Below are 20161 nucleotides of genomic sequence, written 5' to 3' on the forward strand. Positions count from 1 at the left end.
GGTGTGGTCTTTCTGATGTTTGTGTGTCGGGTTCAGTTTATATGGGTGAGGTTGATGACTTTACCGGAGTGGTGGTCTTTTTGGCTGAGCACGCTTTGCAGGGTGACGCTGCTTAAGTATTGGTTGATGGTGCGGTTCAGGTTTTCCCACAAATCGTGGGTCAGGCAGGGGGTGCCGTTGTGGCAGTTGGCTTTGCTGCTGCATTGCGTGGCGTCGAGCTTGTCTTCTGCGGCAGTGATGATTTGGGCGATGCTGATTTGGCCGGCGTCTGCCGCCAGTACATAACCGCCGCCGGGGCCGCGTATGCTGTCTACCAGCCTGGCGCGGCGCAGTTTGCCGAAAAGTTGTTCCAGATAAGAGAGCGAGATGTTTTGGCGCTCGCTGATGTCGTTTAGTTTGACCGCGCCGTTTTGCGCGTGCATCGCCAAATCAAGCATGGCGGTAACGGCGAAGCGTCCTTTGGTAGTCAGTCGCATGGCGGTTTCGTGATGTTATGTTTTGTAGACGCGATTGTGCTATAGTTGAGTGAATCGGTCAAGTATTTGAGGCTTGTTTGACGATAGTCAAGACTTGGCTAAATTTTAAATGATATGTGTTTGCGTTCTCTTGTTTATTTCGATAGAGTGCGCGGTTTTGCGGCTTTCTGCAAAAGGCCGTCTGAAAATCCGGTATTGCCTGCCGATGTGTGAGGGGATGCCGTTTTCGGGAATGCAGATAACGAAGGAAAAGGAACAAAACAATGCGTGATTTAAGCAAAATGACCTGTATCGAAGACCTGCGCCGCGTGGCGAAATTCAAAATGCCGAAGATGTTTTACGACTACATCGACTCGGGCTCGTGGACGCAGCACACCTACCGCGCCAACACCACTGATTTCGAGCCCATCCAGTTCCGCCAGAAAGTGCTGGTAAATATGGAAGGCCGCTCGTTGGAAAGCGAGATGATCGGCCAGAAAGTGAAAATGCCGCTGGCCATTGCCCCCACCGGTTTCACCGGCATGGCATGGGCGGACGGCGAAATCCATGCCGCGCGTGCCGCCGAGAAATTCGGCGTGCCGTTTTCCCTTTCCACTATGTCCATCTGCTCGATTGAAGACGTGGCGGAAAACACCTCCGCGCCGTTTTGGTTCCAGCTTTATGTGATGCGCGACCGCGAATTTATGGAAAACCTGATCAAGCGTGCGCAGGATGCCAAATGCTCCGCCCTGATTCTCACCGCCGATTTGCAGGTGCTCGGCCAGCGCCACAAAGACATCAAAAACGGCCTGTCCGCGCCGCCCAAGCCCACCATCATGAACTGCATCAACCTGGCAACCAAATGGGAATGGTGCTGGAACATGCTGCACACCGAGCGCCGCACCTTCCGCAACATCGTCGGCCATGCCAAAAATGTCGGCGATTTGTCTTCGCTTTCCTCTTGGACATCCGAGCAGTTCGACCCGCGCCTGTCGTGGGACGACGTTGCCCGCATCAAAGACTTGTGGGGCGGCAAACTCATCATCAAAGGCATTATGGAGCCCGAAGACGCCGAACTGGCCGTCAAACACGGCGCGGACGCCATCGTCGTGTCCAACCACGGCGGCCGCCAGCTCGACGGTGCCCCCTCGTCCATCCATGCCCTGCCAAATGTCGTGCAGGCCGTCGGCAGCCAAACCGAAGTCTGGCTCGACAGCGGCATCCGCAGCGGCCAAGACATGCTTAAAGCCTGGGCGATGGGTGCGCGCGGCTTCATGACCGGCCGCGCCTTCCTCTACGGCTTGGGCGCATACGGCGAAGACGGTGTGCGCCGCGCCCTCGAAATCATGTACAACGAAATGGACGTCACCATGGCCTTCACCGGCCACCGCAACCTGTCCGAAGTGGACAGCAGCATTTTGGTGGGCGGCACCTATCCGCTGCCGACCCGCTGATTGTCCGAATGGCAAAAAGGCCGTCTGAAAAAGCCCGAACAGGTTTTTCAGACGGCCTTTTCTTGTTTCTGCCGCTTTTCGTTAGGAAAACGGCAAACCGAGCCGGAAGAGGGCGGCAGGGTAGGAAATGGCGTGCCGGTGCGGCGTGCCTTATATAGTTAACCAAAACAAAAAATATCCAACAAAGCCTGCTCAAAAGACAAACAGCCGGACATCACTTTCCCCAGATGCCGTTTGATATTCGCCCACACCTTTTCTATCGGGTTCAACTCAGGCGAATATGGCGGCAGCGGCAGAATGATATGTCCTGCCCTCTGCGCCATTTCACGCAGTACCGCCATCCTGTGAAAACGGGCGTTATCCATAATAATGACCGAAGGCTCTTTAAGTTCCTTCAACAGAAACTGCCCAAACCACGCTTCAAACAAGCTGCTGTCCATTGTGCCTTTGTAAACCATCGGCGCAATCAGTTTCCCATCCGCACGGGCGGCAACCAATGACATTCTTTCATAGCGCTTGCCGGAAATCCGCGCTTTGACAATCTGTCCCCTCAAGGCATAGGCATACGGGCGGTAATAGAAAGTATCAAAACCCGTTTCATCCAAGTAAACCTTTGGCATTTCTGAATATTGTTCCAGCTGTTTTCGGTAGGCGGTTACTTTTTGGAGGTCTTGTTCTTTGTAGACGGTTGTCTTTTTTTACGCGTGATCTTGAGTGTTTTGAGCAGGTAGCCGACATTGGATGCGGTGCAGCCCAAGTGCTGTGCTATTTCGTATTGATAGGCATCGGGATGTTCTGCCACATAGCGGCGCAGTTCTTCTTTGTCGATACGTTCCGAATTGCCGCCTTTGGTGCGGTGTTGCAGCGAACCTGTTTCCTTTTTGAGGGCAATCCATTGGTAAAGGGTTCGGTTGGTAATGCGGAAGGTGCGTGCGGTTTGGCTGATGTTGCCGTGCTGTTCGTAGTGGTCTAATGCTTTTTGACGGAAATCGATAGAGTGAGTAGGCCATAAAACGGGAACAGGTAAGGTGTGGAGTTAAGGGAGAGAATTATATACTTTTTGTTTTGGTTAACTATAGTACGGCAAGGTGCAGCAACGCCGCATATTTTTTATTTTGGCTCATCTGCATAAACAATAAACGATACGTCTCTGTTATGCGGCAAAACCGTTATGTCGGGCATTTCTTTGGAAAACGGCAGCCCGTGTTCTGCAATCAGCGCGGAGTAATGGCGGATCAGCGCGATGCTGTTGTCGGATATGTTCAGGTAAATATAGTTTTGGGTGATTTCCAGCGTATCGTCGTCAGCGTTGCCATTTTTTGCAATATGCAAAACGGCGGGCTTTGCTGCGTTTTTAAAAGAAAATTCAGCGGGATAGGATGTGCCGTGTTCGGCGGCAGACGGGATTTGCGCCAAGAGAGATGGGTCGCAAAACAGTTCAAACGCGCTGTAAGCAAAGGATAGTTTTAGGGCAATCATAACTGTTTTACTGAATGGGTTCGGGTTTCAGTCTGCCTGTTCTTGTGCGCAAGAGGCAGCCTGAAAATGGAAAATAGGTGTTTCAGGATGCTTTTTGAACTGTGTATGCGGCTTGCTGTTTATTCTGTTTCTTCATCTGTGAAAATATCAGCTGAAACCCTGCGCACGCGCTTATCTTTTAATCGGTTATTGGATGCTTTGATTTCTTTTAGATATTCCGCCAATCCTTCTTTCCCGAAAATATCTGCAAAACTGCGCAGCATGATAAACAAATCAAATTCGTAGCCGCCGTATTTGGTATCGGGCGAAGCGTATTCGCCAAGATAAAACACATCCAATATTTCTTTGGCAAGGTCAATATTTGAGCAAAGTAAGGTTTCAAAAAAATAGTATCGTTCTTCTCCAAGAATGATGAGCTCTCTGAGTTTGTGAAAGTCCTCTTTATTCAAATAAGGTGTAAGTTCTGATGGTTTTAATTGCCCATAGAGGTGGGTTAATTCGTTATGGAGGTGGATAAATTCGTCTATTTTTTGTTTGAGTAAATTGATTTTGTCCATGTTGTTTTTTCTGTGTTTTCAGGCTGCCTTTGCGCTTTAAGGTAGCCTGAAAAGCGGGGCGGCGGGGTGGCTATGCCGAGGGCGGCGGCGAGGGGGGTGGTGAAGCGTTTGCTGTTCATGATGTTTCCTTTGTCGGGAGGATTGGCGGATTTCAGACGGCCTTTGGGTTTGAGGCCGTCTGAAAAGGCAGGTTAGGGAAAATGCCGCATGGGACTGAAGTCGGCTTTCCGGATGTCGATTTCGTACAGGCTGCCGCCGGGGAGGGCGTACAGGGTGGCAAGGACGGGGATGCCGTCGCTGTCGTTTGTCAGGTATTCGGCAACGGCTATGGAAACTTGTTCCGCAGCAGACGGTTGGTGTCGATGAAACGCAGGCTGCCCATGCCGCCGTCGTTCAGGGGCAGAACTTGGCCGCCGTGGCGGAAGGTCAGGCGGTGGGGCGGGCGGATGCGTGCAATCAGGATGTCGAGCAGGCATTGTTCCCGTTCGGTCAGGGGGTGGGGTTGCGGCACAGGTTTCCCGGTTTTTGTGTTTGAGGCCGTCTGAAAGCGTTTTAACTTTGTTGAAGTTTCGCTTTCAGACGGCCTCTTTGCCGGTTTACGCGCCCTCGCCCAGCCGTTGCAGGCGGTAGCTGCCGTCGAGGACGTTTTGCCACCATTGGCGGTTTTCCAGATACCAGGCGACGGTTTTGCGGATGCCGGTGTCGAAGGTTTCCTGCGGCTGCCAGCCGAGTTCGCGGCCGATTTTGGCGGCGTCGATGGCGTAGCGGGCGTCGTGGCCGGGGCGGTCTTTGACGAAGGTGATGAGGTCTTCGTATTTCGCCACGCCGGCGGGTTTTTGCGGCGCGAGTTCTTCCAGCAGGGCGCAGACGGTGCGTACGACTTCGAGATTGGTTTTTTCGTTGTGACCGCCGATGTTGTAGGTTTCGCCAACTTTTCCTTGGGTAACAACCTGATACAGGGCGCGGGCATGGTCTTCGACATACAGCCAGTCACGGATTTGGCTGCCGTCGCCGTACACGGGCAGGGGTTTGCCGGACAGGGCGTTGAGGATGATGTGGGGGATGAGTTTTTCGGGAAAGTGGCAGGGGCCGTAGTTGTTGGAGCAGTTGGTGATGAGAGTGGGCAGGCCGTAGGTGCGCTGCCAGGCGCGCACGAGATGGTCGCTGGACGCTTTGCTGGCGGAGTAGGGGCTGGACGGGGCGTAGGGGGTGGTTTCGGTGAAGAGATCGCTGGTGCCGTGCAGGTCGCCATAGACTTCGTCGGTGGAGATGTGGTGGAAGCGGAAGGCGGTGCGCTGGTTTTCAGGCTGCTTTTCGAAATAGGCGCGGGCAGCTTCGAGCAGGGTAAAGGTGCCGACGATATTGGTGTGGATAAATTCGCCTGCGCTGTCGATGCTGCGGTCAACATGGCTTTCGGCGGCCAGGTGCATCACGGCGCGGGGTTGGTGTTTGGCGAAGATGCGCTCGAGCGCGGTGCGGTCGCAGATATCGGCGTGCTCGAAGGTGTAGCGCGGGTTGTCGGCCACGGCGGCAAGGGACTGCAGGTTGCCGGCGTAGGTGAGTTTGTCGAGATTGACGACGCGCTCGTCGGTGTTTTGGATCAGGTGGCGGATAAGGGCGGAGCCGATAAAGCCGGCGCCGCCGGTGATGAGAAGGGTCATGGGGATTTCCTGTGTTTTCGGGTAGATGGGCTTTCAGACGGCCTGTCAGGACGCGGGTAGGGTAATCGGCAGGTGGGGGGCGATTTGCAGAATATAGCGAACCCAGTTGGCAAAGCTGTATTTTTCCCGTATGGCGGGGTCGGTGTCCCGGTAGGGTGTGGCGAGGAATTCGTCGATGCCGTCGAAGGTTTTTCCGTCCCAAATAAAGATGTTGTCGGGATGGTAGAAATCATATTTGGCGGTGTCGGGGTTGGTGGTAATCAGTTTTTTGCGGTAGCCGAGTGCTTCGAATGGTCGGAAGGACAGGCCGCTGTGTATGGGCGGCTTGAAGTCTATCAGGACGCGGCTGTTTTGTTCGCGGCTGATGTTTTCGGCGAAGGTCAGGCTTTGCATGGTGGCACGGACGTTTTTGGGGTACAGGGTGTCGTGCCGTCGAAAATCAGATTCGGATAAATAGCGGATGGTAAAGTCGAGTTTCAGGTTGCTGGCCTCGGCATAACGGGCGAAAGCGGCAACGGCTTCATGACGTTGCAATTCCGGCAGGTGTGAGCCGAGAAAGTAGACATCGGAAACAGTGTCTGCCGCAGTCTGTTCCGGCGGAAAATAGAAGTTGGTGGCGGGATACACTTTACCGGAGTATGCGGCTATATCGGCCGGGTCGAAGACGTATACGCGGTCGTAGAGGAAAAATGTTTGCCAAATATCGGGAAAACGGCTGAGGGCATCGCTTTGATAGGCGACGGTAAGGCCGCGGGTTTTAGCTTTGATTTCGCCGATGAGATCGGGCGGATAAATCTGTCCGCCGAGGATGAGGGTATGGTCAAAATGGGGATGGCCGGCAATTTGTCCGCGTATGCGGCGGCAGATGTTGTCGAAATGCTGCCCACGAAAATCTTCTACCAGCCTTTGTTTGGCGTTTTTTTGTCTCAGGATGTTTTTTTTGAAAAAAACGGCTGCGCGTGCGGCAGAGGACGGATAGCGGAAGGGAGGGAAGGTATGGTCGTAGCTGATGTCGACAACAGCAAATCCGGCTTTTTCCAGCTCGCTGACAATCAGTTGGTAAATGCCGTTTACCTGCCACGAACCGATCAGTATGGTAGGTTTGTCGGTTTGTTTCATGTTTTTATCCCAGGTAATAGTGGCAGGCCGATGCTTTGGTTGGGTTGGATATCGAATGCCCAGCGCAGCCAGTTGCCGAAGCTGTATTTCTGTTGCAAATCTTCCAGTGGCGGGTGGTAGGGGCGTTGCAGGAAAGCTTTCAGTTCTTCGGTATTGTTGCCGTTCCAGACAAAAATATTGTCGGGATGGTAGAAATCGTAATGGATGACGGTGGGGTTGGTGGTAATCAGCTTTTTGCCGTAGCCCAATGCCTCAAAGACGCGCAGCGACAGGCCGTGGTGTTTGGTGTGGAGAAAATCCACCAATACCCCCGCTTTTTGTGCGGTTAGTAGGTTGTCGCGGTAGGGCAGGGCTTCGTCCATAGTCAAATAGCGGATGCCGTCCAAACCCAGTTCGAGCTTGGCTTGAGCGGTGTCTTTGGCAGCGATGCGGAAATCGGTGGGTAGGCCGAGTTCTTCTGCCACACGATAAAACGCGCGGATGTCGGCAACACGCTCTTTGTGGTGTGTACCGATGAAAAACAGACTGCCGTTGTTTTCTCTGCTGTTGGGATAGGCGTCAAACCAAAAGCTGGTGGCGGGAACGAGCCTGTCGGCGTATTCGGGGCGGCGGCCGATGTCGTAGGGGTCGAAAAAGATGAATTTGTCGAAGAATTTGATTTTGTAGAATTCGTGTTCGAGAAATTCCAGAGTTTCCCAGTTGTAATGTACCATCAGGCGACTTTTGTCGCGCAGTGTCTGTATGAATTTGCTGGGGAATACGCCCGGCCAGAACATCAGGCAGTAGTCGGCCCTGCCTTCGATTTGATCCAAGCGGCGGGAAAATTCGGGTAGGTAGGGAGCGAACAATTTTTCCTTTTTGTATTCGCGCCGACGCAGGATATTGCGGAAAAACAGTTTTTTCACACGCTCCCAAATATTGCGGTAGGCGAATTTTTTTTCTTCGACAAAAATGAGTTCGGTTACTTCAAAGCCGTGAAAACGCAGGTTTTCGGCGATAACTTGGTGGATGCCGAAGATGGGCGGCATGGCGAGGATGACGGTTTTGGCTTTCATGGCGGTGTCGGCGTGATGGAAGGGCGGCATTGTATGTGATTCGTTGTCTGCGGGGTAGGGTTGATAATTACCGTTTTGGCAGCCTTGCCAAACTCACGCGGCGGGCAGACTGATTTTGATGTGCGGTTCAATGTCCAACACATAGCGCACCCAGTTGCCGAAGCTGTATTTTTGGTAGATTTCCTGCGGCAGTTCGTGATACGGCCGCGCGATGAACGCTTGCAGGCCGTCGAGGCTGCCGCCGCGCCAGATAAAAATGTTGTCGGGGTGGTAGAAATCGTATTTTTCGATTTCGGCGTTGGTGGTAATCAGTTTTTTGCGGTAGCCGAGGGCTTCAAAGGTGCGCAGCGACAGGCCGCTGTGGGTGCTGATAACGAAATCGACCAACACGCTGCTGCGGCGGGCGCGCTCGAGGTTGTCGGCAAAGGGGACATCGTCGGCAAAGTAAACGCCGTCAAAGGGGTAATCCTGAGCGGCTTCGGGCTGGTTTGGGTTGACGATGTGAAAATCGAGCTGCCAGCCGGCCTGCTGCGCGTACCGGCAAAAGCGGCGGATGGCGTCGAGGCGGTCGGCGCGGTGCGAGCCGACAAAGTAAAACCGTGGCGCGGCGGGATTGTAGGGCGCAAGGCCGCTTAGGTCGTGGTCGAAATAAAAACTGGTGGCGGGCAGCAGGCGGGAATCAGCGCGGATGTCGGCGGGGTCAAACGCATAATAGCGGTCAAACAGGCCGATTTGCGCTTGGGCGGCGGCAAAGCGTGCCACGCCGTCCCATTGGTAGTTCACCATCACGCGGCTGCGGCGGCGCACTTCGCGCAGAAAGCTGTCGGGGTAGATGTCGGCGCGGATAAACAGCGCGTAGTCAAACTGCGGATGCGCATTCCAAGCCGTCTGAATCTGGCGGCGTTTGAGCCCGACCATCAATTCTTTTTTGGCCTGACGGTTGCCCAGCAGTTTTTTAAGCTGTACCGCCGTGCGGACGCGCCAATTCGGGTAACGGAAATCGAGCGAATCAAGGGCGAAGTTGACCACCTCGAAGCCGTGGTATTCGAGGCAGGCGGCTACGGTTTGCGACATGGCGGCATCGTTAATCATGCCCAGCAATACGGTGGGTTTGCCCATTCAGACGGCCTCCTGCGCGGTAAAACGTGCCAGCGGCGCGGCCAGCATTTCGGGCGCGATTTCGTCGATATGCGCTTCAAAGCGCACAATCTCGGCGCGCGGCGAATTGGGATGCCAGTTGGCGAAATTCTGCGCGTCGTTTTGATACAGGCCGATGATGTTTTTATCCAAACCGGCGGCGATGTGAATCAGCGCGGTATCGGGCGAAATCACGGTGTGCGCGTGGCGGATGAGTTCGGCGGAATCCTGCACTGTGGCGGTATCGGCGTAGAGAAAACAGTTGCGCCGCCCCGCAATCAGGCGCGACAGCAGCGGAGTGGCATCAGGATAAGTAAGCAGTACAAAGCGCGTATCGGGAAAATGCGCGGCAAAATAATCGAGCATTTCGCGGATACGCGCTTCGCTGAAACGGCGGCGGTTGGCCGCGCCGAAAAAGTTTACCGCCACATAATTGCCCAGCACGTTTTGCCGCAAAAACGCGCCCACGGCGGCGGCGCTTTCAGGCTGCTCGGGCAAATCGTAGCGCGTGTCGATGTGTTGGAAACCGCAAATCTGCAAAGCCTCGCGGTAAATCTCGCTGAAATGCTGTTTTTTATCGGCGATGTTGCGGTTGAAAATGTGGTAGTTTTCTTTGGCAAAGCCGATGTTGTAGGGCGCGCTGATGCTGCGGATTAAAACCAAATCGCGGTTGCGCACCAATACGGTGGGATCGATAACGACATCATATTGCCCTGCAATCGAGCGGCCGGTTTCCCGATACGAGCGGCTGCTTTTGGCTTGGACAATATGCACCGCGTCGATATGCGGATTGGCGTCAAACAGGCTGCGGTTGGCCTCGGTGCAGACCACGCCGATGCGGATGTGCGGCGCGGCTTTTTTGATTTCGCGAAAGGCAAACGAGCTGACGATGTAGTCGCCGATTTTGCCGTCTTGGCGCAAAAACAGAATGCCGCCGATATTCTCCGGCGCAAGCGGCTTTTCAGACGGCACCGGCGCACGGTCGAGCCACGCCTTGCCCGCACGGATGCGCAGCGTTTGCAGGCGTTTTTTGATGGCTTTGAACAGGGTTTTTGCGCTCATTGTTTGGGGGGTCTTTTTCGGGTGGACGGCCTGTGTACTCCGTCATTCCCGCGCAGGCGGGAATCTTTTTCGGCTGCTGCGAGTGGTTTTATCCGCCGTTGCCCGTGGTTCGGAGCAGATTCCCACCTGCGCGGGAATGACGGCGGTTGGGGTTTCAGGCTGCCTTGAGGCCGTCTGAAAAGGCAGCCTGAAACGCGTTCATACCCATTTCAATAGGTAGGTTGGGTTGCCAAACCCAACATTTGGCAAGAGATTTAATCATGTTGTTGGGTCGCGACCCAACCTACCCGCTTGATTTATTGTTTCAGACGGCCTTTTACCGAATCGTTTTGCTGTAAATATATTGCAGCCCCTTTGTGCCCATAAAGGTTCGCCCCGTATCGGCAAATCCGCAGCTTTGGTACAGGCCGATGGCGGCGCGGTTGGCGTGGTGTACGCCGAACACGATTTCGTCGCAGTCGGGCAATATGCTGCGGATGAGCGGCGCCAATTTATCGTCAGCCAGCGCCGCGCGGGCGCAGCCTTGACCCTGATATGCGGGGTTGACCGACATCGAGCGCAGCAATACGGCGCGGGGGTTGGTGCTGTAAGTAAGGCGGTTGCTGCCTTTATCAAGGATGAAAAATCCGATGGGGCGGTTTTGGCACAAAATGGTTACAGCCAAACAGTCGGGCGTGGCGAACCGGCCGTTTTGCAGCCGCTCTTGGGGCGAAGCCGAGTATTGTGCTTGCTCTCCGTGCAGACGGTAGTCCAAATCGGCGGCGTGTGCGGGGTCGTACGGCACAAGGGTAACGGTTTGGGGCATGGCGTGTTTTCCTGTTTGGTGGGCACTTGGCTTGTTTTCAGGCTGCTTTGAGGCCGTCTGAAAGCAAGGTGTCGGATACAAGTATCCGACTTGCGGCTATTGCAATAAAGGCAGCCTGAAAACCGCAAAAGCCGTTTTCAGGCTGCTTTTGTTTACTCGCCAAGCAGCGCAATGTCCGCCACGGCGTTCATCTGTTGCGACAACTGGTTGAGCAGGTTCAGGCGGTTTTGTTTTACGGCGGCATCGTCGGCCATCACCATTACGCCGTCGAAGAAGGCATCGACCTGCGGTTTGACGGCGGCCAGTTCCGACAAGGCCGTCTGAAAGTCCTGACGCGCCAGCGCGGCTTCGATTTTGGGCTGCATGGACTGTGCGGCGGCGTAGAGGGCGCGTTCTTCGTCTTGCTGCAACAGGGCTTCGTTTACCGCGCCCAATTCGGCATCGGCTTTTTTGAGCAGGTTTTGTACGCGTTTGTTGGCGGCGGCGAGCGCGGCGGCTTCGGGCAGGGTTTTGAAGGCGGCGACGGCGTCGAGCCTGGCGGCTAAATCGTTCAGACGGCCGGGGCGTTTGGCGAGTACGGCGGCGATGATGTCCTGCGGATAATCGTTTTGCAGCAACACGGCCAGCCGCGCCTGCATAAAGTCGGCCACTTCGGCGGGGGTTTTGTCGTTTAACAAGCCTTGCGGGAAGCTCGCAAAGGCCGTCTGAATCAGGTCGTTTACGTCCAAGCCGTGCTGCATCAGCATGCGCAAGATGCCCAGCGCGGCGCGGCGCAGGGCGTAGGGGTCTTTGTCGCCGGTGGGAATCAGGCCGATGCCCCAGATACCGACCAGGGTTTCGAGTTTGTCGGCCAACGCCACGGCGGTGGCGACGGGGCTTTCGGGCAGCGCGTCGCCGGCAAAGCGCGGGCGGTAGTGCTGCTCGACAGCGTCGGCAATGGCGGCACTTTCGCCGTCGAGACGGGCGTAGTATTTGCCCATCGTGCCTTGCAGCTCGGGGAACTCGCCCACCATTTCGGTAACGAGGTCGGCTTTGGCCAGGCGCGCGGCGCGTTCGGCTTGGGCGCGGTCTGCCCCCAGCGCGGCGGCGGTGTGGGCGGCGATGCTTTGCAGCCGCTCGATGCGCTCGGCCTGCGAGCCGATTTTGTTGTGGTACACCACGTTTGAGAGCTTGGGCAAACGGCTTTCGAGCGTGTTTTTCTGGTCTTGTTTGTAGAAAAATTCGGCGTCGCTCAAACGCGCGCGCAAAACGCGTTCGTTGCCGTGGATGATGTGTGAGGGGTCGGCGGCTTCGAGATTGGACACCAGCAAAAAGCGGTTCATCAATTTACCGTCTGCATCCAAAAGCGGGAAGTATTTTTGGTTTTGCTGCATGGTGAGAATCAGGCATTCCTGCGGCACTTCGAGAAAATGCGCTTCAAAACCGGCTTCGAGTACCACCGGCCATTCCACCAGCGCGGCCACTTCGTCGAGCAGGGCTTCGTCGGCGGCCACTGTGGCATTCAGACGGCCTGCGTGTTGGTTTAAGGCCGTCTGAATCGCGGCTTTGCGGGTAGCGAATGAGGCGATGACTTTGCCCTGCTCGCGCATTTGCTCGGCGTAGGAATCGGCGTTTTGAATCGTGATGGGGCCGTCTGAAAGGAAGCGGTGCCCCAAAGTGCTGTTGCCGCTTTGCAAGCCCAATACATTGGCGGGCACGACGTTTGCGCCGTGCAGAATCACCAGGCCGTGCACGGGGCGCACGAAAGTGTGCGTGCTGCTGCCCCAGCGCATGACTTTGGGAATCGGCAGCTTTTTCACCGCCTGATTGATGATGTCTTCCAAAAGCTCAGAGAGCGGTTTGCCCGCCTGCGTGAACTCGTGCGCGTACACATCCTGCTTGCCGTCGTGAACGATTTTCAGGCTGCCAATGTCGGCGCCGCAGGAGCGGGCGAAGCCTTCGAGCGCTTTGGTGGGCGCGCCGTCTTTCATCGCGTTGGCGACGGCGGGGCCTTTTTTCACAACGTGCTGGTCATCCTGCACGGCTTTGACGTTTTGTACCTGCACGGCCAAACGGCGCGGCGAAGCGTAGGCGGTGTATTGTGCATCACCCTGAATCAGCTGCGCTTTTTCCAAGCCTTCGGCCACGGCGGCGGCAAAAGCGCTGCCCAGATTGTTGAGGGCTTTGGGGGGGAGTTCTTCGGTAAGGAGTTCGATTAAGAGGGTTTGGGTCATTTTTTGCTTTCTGTTTTCCGGCCGTGCGGGCGGCGGGGTTTTGCTGTTTTGACGGGTTCGGATGATGCGTTCAGACGGCCTTTGCGGTGCGAAGGCCGTCTGAAAAGACGGTTTGCCCTTGCGTTTTGAGCCGCGTGCGTGGCAGAGCCACACACCCTACGCAGGCCGTCTGAAAAGGGTTTTGCGTGCTGCGTTTGTTTTTCAGACGGCCTTTGAAGGGCAGGTTATGAGACCGTCTGAAAGTCATTCCGGCGCGGGCATTTTGCGGCTGAGGGCAGCGTAGTAGCCTTGTTTTTCCAGCAGTTCGGCATGGCTGCCCTGTTCGATGATGCGGCCGCCGTCCATGACGATGATGCGGTCGGCCTGTTCGACGGTGGACAGGCGGTGGGCGACGATGATGCTGGTGCGGTTACTCATCAGGCGTTCGAGCGCCTGCTGCACGAGGCGTTCGGATTCGTTGTCGAGCGCGCTGGTGGCCTCGTCGAGCAGCAGGATGGGGGCGTCTTTCAGGATGGCGCGGGCGATGGAAACGCGCTGGCGCTGGCCGCCGGAGAGCTGGTTGCCGTTGGCGCCGACGGGGGTGTGCCAGCCCTGCGGCTGTTGCTGCACGAAATCCCACAGGTTGGCCGCTTTGAGGGCGGTTTCCACTTCGGCTTCGGAGGCGTCGGCGCGGCCGTAAAGGACGTTATTATACAAGCTGTCGTCAAACAGAAATACGTCTTGCGAGACGAGGGCGAACTGGCGGCGCAGGCTGTCGAGGGTGAGCTCTTCTATGTCGGTGCCGTCGAGGAGGATGCGGCCGGATTCGGCTTCGACAAAGCGCGGCAGGAGGTTGACGGCGGTGGTTTTGCCGCTGCCGGAGCTGCCGACGAGGGCGGTTTTTTCGCCGGGGGCGATGTCGAGGCAGAAGTCGTCGAGGGCTTTTTTGTCCTGGCCGGGGTAGCGTACGTTGATGTGGTCGAATTTCAGACGGCCTTGGGCGCGGTCTATGGTTTTGCTGCCGCCGTCGGCTTCGTCGGGGATGTCGAGAAATTCGCAGACGTTGTCGGCGGCGATAAACATGGCCTGCATGGGGATGCCGACATTGGCGAGGTTTTTGATCGGGGCGACCATTTGCAGCATGGCGATGATGAAGGCCATGAATTCGCCGATGGTGGTGGTGCCGCTGCGGCTCTGCCACAGGGCGATGAAGATGACGACGGCCAGCGCGACGGAGGCGATGAATTCGCTGACGGGCGAGCGGGCGGAGGAGGCTTGGGCGATTTTTTTGTTTATGCGTACGATGTTGTCGTTTACGGCGGCGAAGCGGTCAAGCGCGTTTTGGTAGCCGCCGAACATTTTGACGATGCGGTGTCCCTGGTGCAGCTCGTTGATGACGGAGGTCAGCTCGGAGAGGGTGAGCTGGGCACCGATTTGCGGGGCTTTCAGGCGTTTACGGTAATAGGAAGAGAGCCAAAGCAGCAGGGGAAACATCAACACCACCACCAGGCTGAGCTGCCAGTTGAGATAGAGCAGCACGAACACCAGGCCGGCGACAATCAGGCTGTCGCGGCAGACGGTAACGAACACGCCCGATGCGTTGGAAACGGCGATGCCCGCCTGCACGAGAAAACGGCCGGACAGGTTGCCCGAAGGTTCTTCCTGCTGCACTTTCGACGACAGTTTCAGCATTTTGGCGAACATATCGCGACGCAGGTGCGCTATTGCTTCCACGCCCACCCACGAGAGCAGGTAGTCGCTGACAAAGCGCCCCAGCCCGCGCAGGGTAACAAGAAAAATCAGAAACGCAGGCACCGCCCAAACTTTGTATTCCGAGCCCCAGATAAAATGGTTCAGCCGGTTTTTCAAATCCGCAAGCGCCGCATACCAGTGACCGGCTTCGCCTGCTGCGGGCGCGGCTTCGGGCGCGACAAAACCTTGGTTGACAAGGGGCGCGATAAAGGCGGCCAGATAGCTTTCCGTGCCAGCAACGACGACGATGGCGAGAAATGCCCAGAAAATACGCATTTTGTAGGGCAGCATATAGCCGAGCAGCCGTCTGAGATTCTGTGTGTCTTGCTTGTTGAACAGGCTGAAAGATTTTTCGGTCATGAGGCGGAATGCTCTGTTTGGATTGGCAGGCAGCGGCTGCGGTTTTACGGTAACGGCGTTTTCAGACGGCCTTTGGCGGCAGGCTGAGGCCGTCTGAAAAGCGTCAGGCTGCCTGAAGCATGTGCATGATCAGGCGGATAAGCGTGTCTTTTTGTTTGGGGTCGGACTCGGCCACCAGCAGCGTGAGTGCAGCCAGGCCGGTGTCGTTGATGACGGTTTCGCCGCGCGTGTTAAACAAACGCCCGTTGCGGTGCAGGAAATCGGCAAACAAAAATGCGCCGCTGCGTTTGTTGCCGTCTGAAAACGGATGGTTTTTGACGACGAAATACAGAAGGTGCGCGGCTTTGCTTTCGATGCTGGGATACGCGGGTTCGCCAAATACCGTTTGCTCGAGATTGCCGAGCAGGGCTTCAAGGCCGCCGTCGCGCTCGCGGGCGAACAGTTCGGTGGCTTCACCGCGCGTGATTAACTGCTGCTTGAACTGTGCCAGCGCGGCGCGGGCTTCGCCGACAGTGGGCAGCGTGCCGCCCGCCTGGGCTTTGGGTTCGCTCAACAAGCCTTCGTCGTATTGCTGCAGCCAGAGAAAGGTTTGCGCATAGCGGCCGATAATATCAACCAGCCCGCGCCCGCTTTCGACGGTCAGCTCGGGCGAAGCGGCGGTTTTGCGGATAAGGGCGACGGCCTGCTCCAGCTCGGCGGCGTTTTGCTGCAAACGGCTTTGGTTGAGCGCGTAGCCTTTGAGCAGGTAGTCTTTCAGGCGGGCGGTTGCCCAGCGGCGGAAGGCCACGCCCTGCGGGGATTTCACCCGATAGCCGACAGAGATGATCATATCCAAGTTGTAATGATCAATCTCGCGTTTCACCGAGCGCGAGCCTTCTTGGCGAACTATCCGGAATTTCCGGATAGTTGGTTCTTTCTCCAATTCGCCTTCGGCAAAAGTATTGCCGATATGCTCGTTTATGGTGCGGACGTCTTTACCAAAAAGCTGCGCCATCTGCGCCTGCGACAGCCACACGGTTTCTTGGCCGAAACGCACTTCCACCTGCGTTTGGCCGTCTGAAGTCTGATAGATTTCGATGGGATTGTTCATGGTTCCAGCTTTTTTCAGGCAGCCTGAAAGCCGTTCGGGAAAATCCGCCGTTTAGAAACACCGGCAGCCAAAACAGCCGCGCCGTTTTATGCTTTCAGACGGCCTTGCTGCACATCAAAGGCCGTCTGAAAGCGCAGCTTCAACGAAGTTAAAACCCTTTCAGGCTGCTTTTTCCTGCGTTTTCAACAACGGGAAACCGAGCTTCTCGCGCCCTTCCACATATTTTTGCGCCACGCTGCGGCTTAGGGCACGGATGCGGCCGATGTAGGTGGCGCGTTCGGTTACGGAAATCGCGCCGCGCGCGTCCAGCAGGTTAAAGGTATGGCCGGCTTTGAGCACCAGCTCGTAAGCAGGCAGGGCAAGCGATGCGTCTTCCAGCGCAAGCAGGCGTTTGGCTTGAGCTTCGTAGCCGTTGAATTGGTCAAGCAGCCAGGCGGCGTCGCTGTATTCGAAGTTGTAGGTGGATTGTTCGACTTCGTTTTGGTGGTACACGTCGCCGTAGGTAAGTTTGTCGCCTGTGGGCGTAATCGTCCAAACCAAGTCGTACACGTTTTCCACGCCTTGCAGATACATGGCCAGGCGTTCGATGCCGTAGGTGATTTCGCCGAGCACGGGGGCGCAGTCGATGCCGCCTACTTGCTGGAAATAGGTGAACTGGGTTACTTCCATGCCGTTGAGCCATACTTCCCAGCCCAAGCCCCATGCGCCGAGTGTGGGGTTTTCCCAGTCGTCTTCAACGAAGCGGATGTCGTGCACGGTGGGGTCGATGCCCAGCTCTTTCAGGCTGCCCAGATACAAATCTTGGATGTCGGCGGGCGCGGGTTTGAGCGCGACTTGGAACTGGTAATAGTGTTGCAGGCGATTGGGGTTGTCGCCGTAGCGGCCGTCTTTGGGGCGGCGGCTGGGCTGCACATAGGCAACGTTCCACGGCTCGGGGCCGAGCGCGCGCAGGCAGGTGGCAGGGTGGGATGTGCCCGCGCCCACTTCCATGTCAAAAGGCTGAATGATGGCGCAGCCTTGGGCGGCCCAATAGTTTTGTAGTTTGAAGATGATTTGTTGGAAAGTCAGCATGGCGGAAAGTTGTGTGATTCGCAGAAAAGCGGGCATTTTACTGTTTAGGCGGGGCTTTGGATAGCTTGGTGCGGACATTGCCTTTATAATGGCGAAAATTTTTGTTTGTCTTTTGTAAAAGGAATGTGATGAGCAGCAATCAGCAGAAAGAACAGAAAATCGGTTTGTGGCTGGTCGGCGGCGCGGCGGGTTTGTCGGTGCTGACCGTTTTGTTTTTGTCAGTGTGGGGTTGGGAAACCGGCCGCATAGAAGGCTCGCCCGATTACGGCCGCGCCGCGTCGGAAGCGTCCGCACCGGCACAGATGCCGCAGGAACTTGAGGGAAGCGCCCCCGTTTTGGGCAGCGGTATCCCCGATGCCGTGGCGGTTGAAGAAACCGTTATCGAAATTTCCGCACCGCAAACCGAAGCGGCCGCTTCGGCCGCACCTGCCGCCGGGGCAGCGCCGCAGGACGGGCAGGACGAAGCGAAAATCGTCACGGCCAACGGCGCGGTGAAATTCTACTTTGCCAGCGGCAAGGACGATGTCGCACCGGGCGCGCAGCAGGCGTTGAAAGACGTGCTGGTGGCCGCGCTGGCGGGTAAAAAAGTAGTGGTGTCCGGCTATCACGACAACACCGGCAACGCCGCCTTCAACGAAGAATTGTCCAAACGCCGCGCACTGGCCGTGCGCTCCGTGCTGCAAGGCTTCGGCGTACCCGAGAAACAAATCGAGCTGCGCAAACCGGCCGATGCCGACGCAGGCATCGGAGCGGAGGCGCGCCGCGTCGAAGTGTTCGCCGAATAATTCCCGCACGGAAAAGGCCGTCTGAAAGCGCCGCGCCGGCGAGAGGCTTTCAGACGGCCTTTCGTTCCCCGCGCATGCGCAACGGGCGCGGCGGATGTGTTTTAACTTCGTTGAAACCCCGCTTTCAGACGGCCTGCGCTTTAAACGTCGAGGCCGTCTGAAAACGGCAAAAGCGGTGTTCAGACGGCCTTTATCGTAGGAGGCGACCGCACCTTTTGCGTCATCAGCGCTGTCTGCAAGCTTTCGGACGCGATGCCCGCACCGTCCAAATAAAAGGAAAACCCGATGAATGCTTCTTTCCACACCTTCCCCACCGCCGAAGCCGCCGCCCGCGCCCTGTCAAAAGCCGTGGCGCAAGATTTGCGCGCGGCTCTGGCGGCAAAAGGAAACGCCGTGCTGGCCGTATCGGGCGGACGCTCGCCCCTTGCCTTTTTCCGTGCCCTGTCGCAGGAAGATTTGGACTGGAAAAACGTTGCCGTCACGCTGGCCGACGAGCGCCTTGTGCCCACTGCCCATGCCGACAGCAACACGCGTCTGGTGCGGGAAAACCTGCTGCAAAACCGCGCCACCGAAGCGCAGTGGATAGCGCTGGTGGCCGACGGCGACACCGTGCCGCCGCCCGCCGAAGCCGTGGCGGCCGCGCTGCGTCTTTACCGCCGCGCCGACGTGCTGGTGCTCGGCATGGGCGGCGACGGCCACACCGCCTCGCTGTTTCCCGACGCGCCGCAGCTTTCAGACGGCCTCTCGCCCGATTACCCGCAGCCGCTGCTGCACGTTTCCCCGCCTGCCGCGCCGCATGAGCGTATTTCGCTGGCGCTGGCGGAAATCGCCCGTGTGCCGCGCGTCTATCTGGCGATTGCCGGTGCGGACAAGCTGGCGGTGTACCGCCGCGCCGAGGCCGAAGCTTCGGCGGCTCTCCCCGTCGGACTTGCCGCAGCGGCCGCGCCTTCCTTCGCCGTGTATTATGCGGCCGATGTCTGAGCCGCCGTTTGCGCGAACCATGTTTCAATTTTATTCAAACCCCGTTTTCAGACGGCCTCAGGCCGTCTGAAAACGGCAATAAACCAAAAGGGAAAACAAAGGAAAATAAAGTGTTGAACCAAATCAGCCTGTCGCTCTCCGCCCTGTCGGGTGCGGAGCGCAAAGTTGCCGAATGTGCGCTGGCCGACCCCAAATGGTTTGTCCATGCGGCCGTGGCCGACATCGCCCGCCGCTCGGGCGTCAGCCAGCCCACCGTGATCCGCTTCTGCCGCAGCATGGGTTTCAAAGGGCTGCCCGAATTCAAAATCGCCCTGTCCGCCGACATGGGCAACGAGGGTATGCCCTTCGTTCACGAAGAGCTCAACGCGCAGGACGACATGGCCGCCGTGATGGAAAAAGTGCTCGGCAATACCGCCGCCGCCATCTTGGGCGCGCGCCGCTTCCTTGACGAGGCCGAGTTGGAACGTGCCGTGTCGCTCTTGGTGCACGCGCGGCGCATCGAGTTTTACGGCGTCGGCAATTCCGGCATCGTCGCGCAGGACGCGCAGCACAAATTCTTCCGCTTCGGCATCTCCACCGTCGCCTATTCCGACCTGCACATCCAGCTGATGGCGGCGGCCGTGTTGAGCGATCAGGACGTGGTAGTGGTGATTTCCAAATCGGGCACGCCCTCCGGCCTGCTTGACGTGGCGGCGGCCACCAAAGCCAACGGCGCCGCCGTGATCGCCGTCACCCGCGCCGGCTCGCCGCTGGCCGAATTGGCCGACTGCGTGCTCAACGTGTTCACACAGGAAGACAGCGAACGCTATACACCGATGGTGTCGCGTCTGCTGCAACTGACCGTCATCGACATCCTCGCCATCGGCCTTGCCCTGCGCCTGGGCGAAACCGCCAGCCTGCAACTGGAAAAAGGCAAACGCAGCCTGCAAGGGCGGCATGTGGACGCGGGCAGGGGCAAAGGTCAAGAGGCCGTCTGAAAATACCGAAACGAAAAGGCCGTCTGAAAACCCCGTTTCGGGTTTTCAGACGGCCTATTGTCGTGCACGGCGGATTCGATGCTTTCAGACGGCCTGCGGCTTGTTTTTTGAGGCCGTTCCCGCCTTCGCGGGAATGACGTTTCTGAAACCCGTCGGAACAACAGCGTTC

The 20161-nt window shown here is 57.1% G+C and carries 20 protein-coding genes and 1 pseudogene; 4 read left to right on the forward strand and 17 right to left on the reverse strand.

Annotated features, from left to right (window positions below):
- Positions 1-32 precede the first annotated feature (32 nt).
- Positions 33-476 carry a Fe-S cluster assembly transcriptional regulator IscR gene (iscR, locus tag ACG2K1_RS04790; RefSeq protein WP_009425386.1) on the reverse strand — a complete coding sequence of 148 codons (444 nt, stop codon included), beginning with the start codon at positions 474-476 and terminating at the stop codon, positions 33-35.
- A gap of 263 nt (positions 477-739) precedes the next feature.
- On the opposite strand from iscR, the gene ACG2K1_RS04795 reads away from it, so the two are divergent.
- A complete protein-coding gene (locus tag ACG2K1_RS04795; protein WP_395429530.1) occupies positions 740-1909 on the forward strand; it encodes an L-lactate dehydrogenase in 1170 nt (389 codons plus the stop codon).
- Between the two features lie 158 nt (positions 1910-2067).
- Here the strand turns inward: ACG2K1_RS04795 and ACG2K1_RS04800 are convergent.
- From ACG2K1_RS04800 to glyQ, 16 genes and pseudogenes are all read right to left on the reverse strand, one after another.
- Positions 2068-2903: pseudogene (locus ACG2K1_RS04800) on the reverse strand (IS630 family transposase).
- 116 nt (positions 2904-3019) lie between these two features.
- The gene (locus ACG2K1_RS04805) at positions 3020-3388 is read right to left on the reverse strand and encodes a hypothetical protein (protein WP_395428383.1); all 369 of its coding nucleotides are present in this window, start codon (positions 3386-3388) and stop codon (positions 3020-3022) included.
- Positions 3389-3507: 119 nt separating this feature from the next.
- Entirely contained in the window at positions 3508-3945 is a 438-nt protein-coding gene (locus tag ACG2K1_RS04810) for a hypothetical protein (protein ID WP_395428384.1), read from the reverse strand.
- Positions 3912-4064, reverse strand: coding sequence for a hypothetical protein (locus ACG2K1_RS04815; RefSeq protein WP_395428385.1), 153 nt, complete (start codon positions 4062-4064; stop codon positions 3912-3914). Before ACG2K1_RS04815 ends, ACG2K1_RS04810 begins: the two co-directional genes overlap by 34 nt.
- A 72-nt stretch (positions 4065-4136) precedes the next feature.
- The gene (locus tag ACG2K1_RS04820; RefSeq protein WP_395428516.1) at positions 4137-4274 is read right to left on the reverse strand and encodes a DUF6984 family protein; all 138 of its coding nucleotides are present in this window, start codon (positions 4272-4274) and stop codon (positions 4137-4139) included.
- Entirely contained in the window at positions 4271-4456 is a 186-nt protein-coding gene (locus tag ACG2K1_RS04825; protein WP_395428524.1) for a DUF6984 family protein, read from the reverse strand. The genes ACG2K1_RS04820 and ACG2K1_RS04825 overlap by 4 nt, the downstream gene beginning before the upstream one ends.
- An 85-nt stretch (positions 4457-4541) precedes the next feature.
- Complete coding sequence (gene rfbB, locus ACG2K1_RS04830; RefSeq protein ID WP_395428386.1) at positions 4542-5606, reverse strand: dTDP-glucose 4,6-dehydratase; 1065 nt, start codon at positions 5604-5606, stop codon at positions 4542-4544.
- A 45-nt stretch (positions 5607-5651) separates the two neighbouring features.
- Positions 5652-6725 carry a hypothetical protein gene (locus tag ACG2K1_RS04835; protein ID WP_094031123.1) on the reverse strand — a complete coding sequence of 358 codons (1074 nt, stop codon included), beginning with the start codon at positions 6723-6725 and terminating at the stop codon, positions 5652-5654.
- Positions 6722-7810: a hypothetical protein gene (locus ACG2K1_RS04840; RefSeq protein ID WP_232504833.1), complete on the reverse strand. Its 1089-nt coding sequence runs from the start codon at positions 7808-7810 to the stop codon at positions 6722-6724. The genes ACG2K1_RS04835 and ACG2K1_RS04840 overlap by 4 nt, the downstream gene beginning before the upstream one ends.
- A 63-nt stretch (positions 7811-7873) precedes the next feature.
- Positions 7874-8899 (reverse strand): hypothetical protein, encoded by a 1026-nt coding sequence (locus tag ACG2K1_RS04845; RefSeq protein ID WP_094031124.1) that lies wholly within the window; start codon positions 8897-8899, stop codon positions 7874-7876.
- Positions 8900-9979, reverse strand: a complete 1080-nt coding sequence (locus tag ACG2K1_RS04850) for a glycosyltransferase family 9 protein (RefSeq protein WP_395428387.1) — start codon at positions 9977-9979, stop codon at positions 8900-8902. It abuts the gene before it with no gap.
- 316 nt (positions 9980-10295) lie between these two features.
- Positions 10296-10784: a GNAT family N-acetyltransferase gene (locus tag ACG2K1_RS04855; protein WP_395428388.1), complete on the reverse strand. Its 489-nt coding sequence runs from the start codon at positions 10782-10784 to the stop codon at positions 10296-10298.
- A gap of 152 nt (positions 10785-10936) precedes the next feature.
- A complete protein-coding gene (gene glyS / locus ACG2K1_RS04860) occupies positions 10937-12997 on the reverse strand; it encodes a glycine--tRNA ligase subunit beta (protein WP_395428517.1) in 2061 nt (686 codons plus the stop codon).
- A gap of 243 nt (positions 12998-13240) precedes the next feature.
- Positions 13241-15088 carry a lipid A export permease/ATP-binding protein MsbA gene (gene msbA / locus ACG2K1_RS04865; RefSeq protein WP_395428389.1) on the reverse strand — a complete coding sequence of 616 codons (1848 nt, stop codon included), beginning with the start codon at positions 15086-15088 and terminating at the stop codon, positions 13241-13243.
- A gap of 103 nt (positions 15089-15191) precedes the next feature.
- Positions 15192-16178: a RhuM family protein gene (gene rhuM / locus ACG2K1_RS04870; protein WP_009426863.1), complete on the reverse strand. Its 987-nt coding sequence runs from the start codon at positions 16176-16178 to the stop codon at positions 15192-15194.
- A gap of 159 nt (positions 16179-16337) precedes the next feature.
- The gene (gene glyQ, locus ACG2K1_RS04875; RefSeq protein WP_036496516.1) at positions 16338-17249 is read right to left on the reverse strand and encodes a glycine--tRNA ligase subunit alpha; all 912 of its coding nucleotides are present in this window, start codon (positions 17247-17249) and stop codon (positions 16338-16340) included.
- A gap of 128 nt (positions 17250-17377) precedes the next feature.
- Here glyQ and ACG2K1_RS04880 point away from each other — a divergent pair, with 128 nt between their 5' ends.
- The 3 genes from ACG2K1_RS04880 to ACG2K1_RS04890 all read left to right on the forward strand — a co-directional run bounded on the left by ACG2K1_RS04880 (position 17378) and on the right by ACG2K1_RS04890 (position 19992).
- Positions 17378-18034, forward strand: coding sequence for an OmpA family protein (locus ACG2K1_RS04880; RefSeq protein ID WP_395428390.1), 657 nt, complete (start codon positions 17378-17380; stop codon positions 18032-18034).
- A gap of 285 nt (positions 18035-18319) precedes the next feature.
- Positions 18320-19015, forward strand: a complete 696-nt coding sequence (gene pgl / locus ACG2K1_RS04885; protein WP_009426866.1) for a 6-phosphogluconolactonase — start codon at positions 18320-18322, stop codon at positions 19013-19015.
- 110 nt (positions 19016-19125) lie between these two features.
- Positions 19126-19992 (forward strand): SIS domain-containing protein, encoded by an 867-nt coding sequence (locus ACG2K1_RS04890; RefSeq protein WP_395428391.1) that lies wholly within the window; start codon positions 19126-19128, stop codon positions 19990-19992.
- Positions 19993-20161: the final 169 nt, after the last annotated feature.

The sequence above is a fragment of the Neisseria sp. 23W00296 genome (genome assembly GCF_044772855.1).
Taxonomy (GTDB): domain Bacteria; phylum Pseudomonadota; class Gammaproteobacteria; order Burkholderiales; family Neisseriaceae; genus Neisseria.

Excerpts from the sequence above, each read along its gene's own strand:
- glyS (WP_395428517.1), bottom strand. The coding sequence starts at position 12,997 with ATGACCCAAACCCTCTTAATCGAACTCCTTACCGAAGAACTCCCCCCC.
- ACG2K1_RS04855 (WP_395428388.1), bottom strand. The coding sequence starts at position 10,784 with ATGCCCCAAACCGTTACCCTTGTGCCGTACGACCCCGCACACGCCGCC.
- rhuM (WP_009426863.1), bottom strand. The coding sequence starts at position 16,178 with ATGAACAATCCCATCGAAATCTATCAGACTTCAGACGGCCAAACGCAG.
- ACG2K1_RS04840 (WP_232504833.1), bottom strand. The coding sequence starts at position 7,810 with ATGCCGCCCTTCCATCACGCCGACACCGCCATGAAAGCCAAAACCGTC.
- ACG2K1_RS04880 (WP_395428390.1), top strand. The coding sequence starts at position 17,378 with ATGAGCAGCAATCAGCAGAAAGAACAGAAAATCGGTTTGTGGCTGGTC.
- glyQ (WP_036496516.1), bottom strand. The coding sequence starts at position 17,249 with ATGCTGACTTTCCAACAAATCATCTTCAAACTACAAAACTATTGGGCC.
- ACG2K1_RS04810 (WP_395428384.1), bottom strand. The coding sequence starts at position 3,945 with ATGGACAAAATCAATTTACTCAAACAAAAAATAGACGAATTTATCCAC.
- pgl (WP_009426866.1), top strand. The coding sequence starts at position 18,320 with ATGAATGCTTCTTTCCACACCTTCCCCACCGCCGAAGCCGCCGCCCGC.
- ACG2K1_RS04850 (WP_395428387.1), bottom strand. The coding sequence starts at position 9,979 with ATGAGCGCAAAAACCCTGTTCAAAGCCATCAAAAAACGCCTGCAAACG.
- msbA (WP_395428389.1), bottom strand. The coding sequence starts at position 15,088 with ATGACCGAAAAATCTTTCAGCCTGTTCAACAAGCAAGACACACAGAAT.
- ACG2K1_RS04845 (WP_094031124.1), bottom strand. The coding sequence starts at position 8,899 with ATGGGCAAACCCACCGTATTGCTGGGCATGATTAACGATGCCGCCATG.
- iscR (WP_009425386.1), bottom strand. The coding sequence starts at position 476 with ATGCGACTGACTACCAAAGGACGCTTCGCCGTTACCGCCATGCTTGAT.
- ACG2K1_RS04835 (WP_094031123.1), bottom strand. The coding sequence starts at position 6,725 with ATGAAACAAACCGACAAACCTACCATACTGATCGGTTCGTGGCAGGTA.
- ACG2K1_RS04795 (WP_395429530.1), top strand. The coding sequence starts at position 740 with ATGCGTGATTTAAGCAAAATGACCTGTATCGAAGACCTGCGCCGCGTG.
- ACG2K1_RS04815 (WP_395428385.1), bottom strand. The coding sequence starts at position 4,064 with ATGAACAGCAAACGCTTCACCACCCCCCTCGCCGCCGCCCTCGGCATA.
- rfbB (WP_395428386.1), bottom strand. The coding sequence starts at position 5,606 with ATGACCCTTCTCATCACCGGCGGCGCCGGCTTTATCGGCTCCGCCCTT.
- ACG2K1_RS04805 (WP_395428383.1), bottom strand. The coding sequence starts at position 3,388 with ATGATTGCCCTAAAACTATCCTTTGCTTACAGCGCGTTTGAACTGTTT.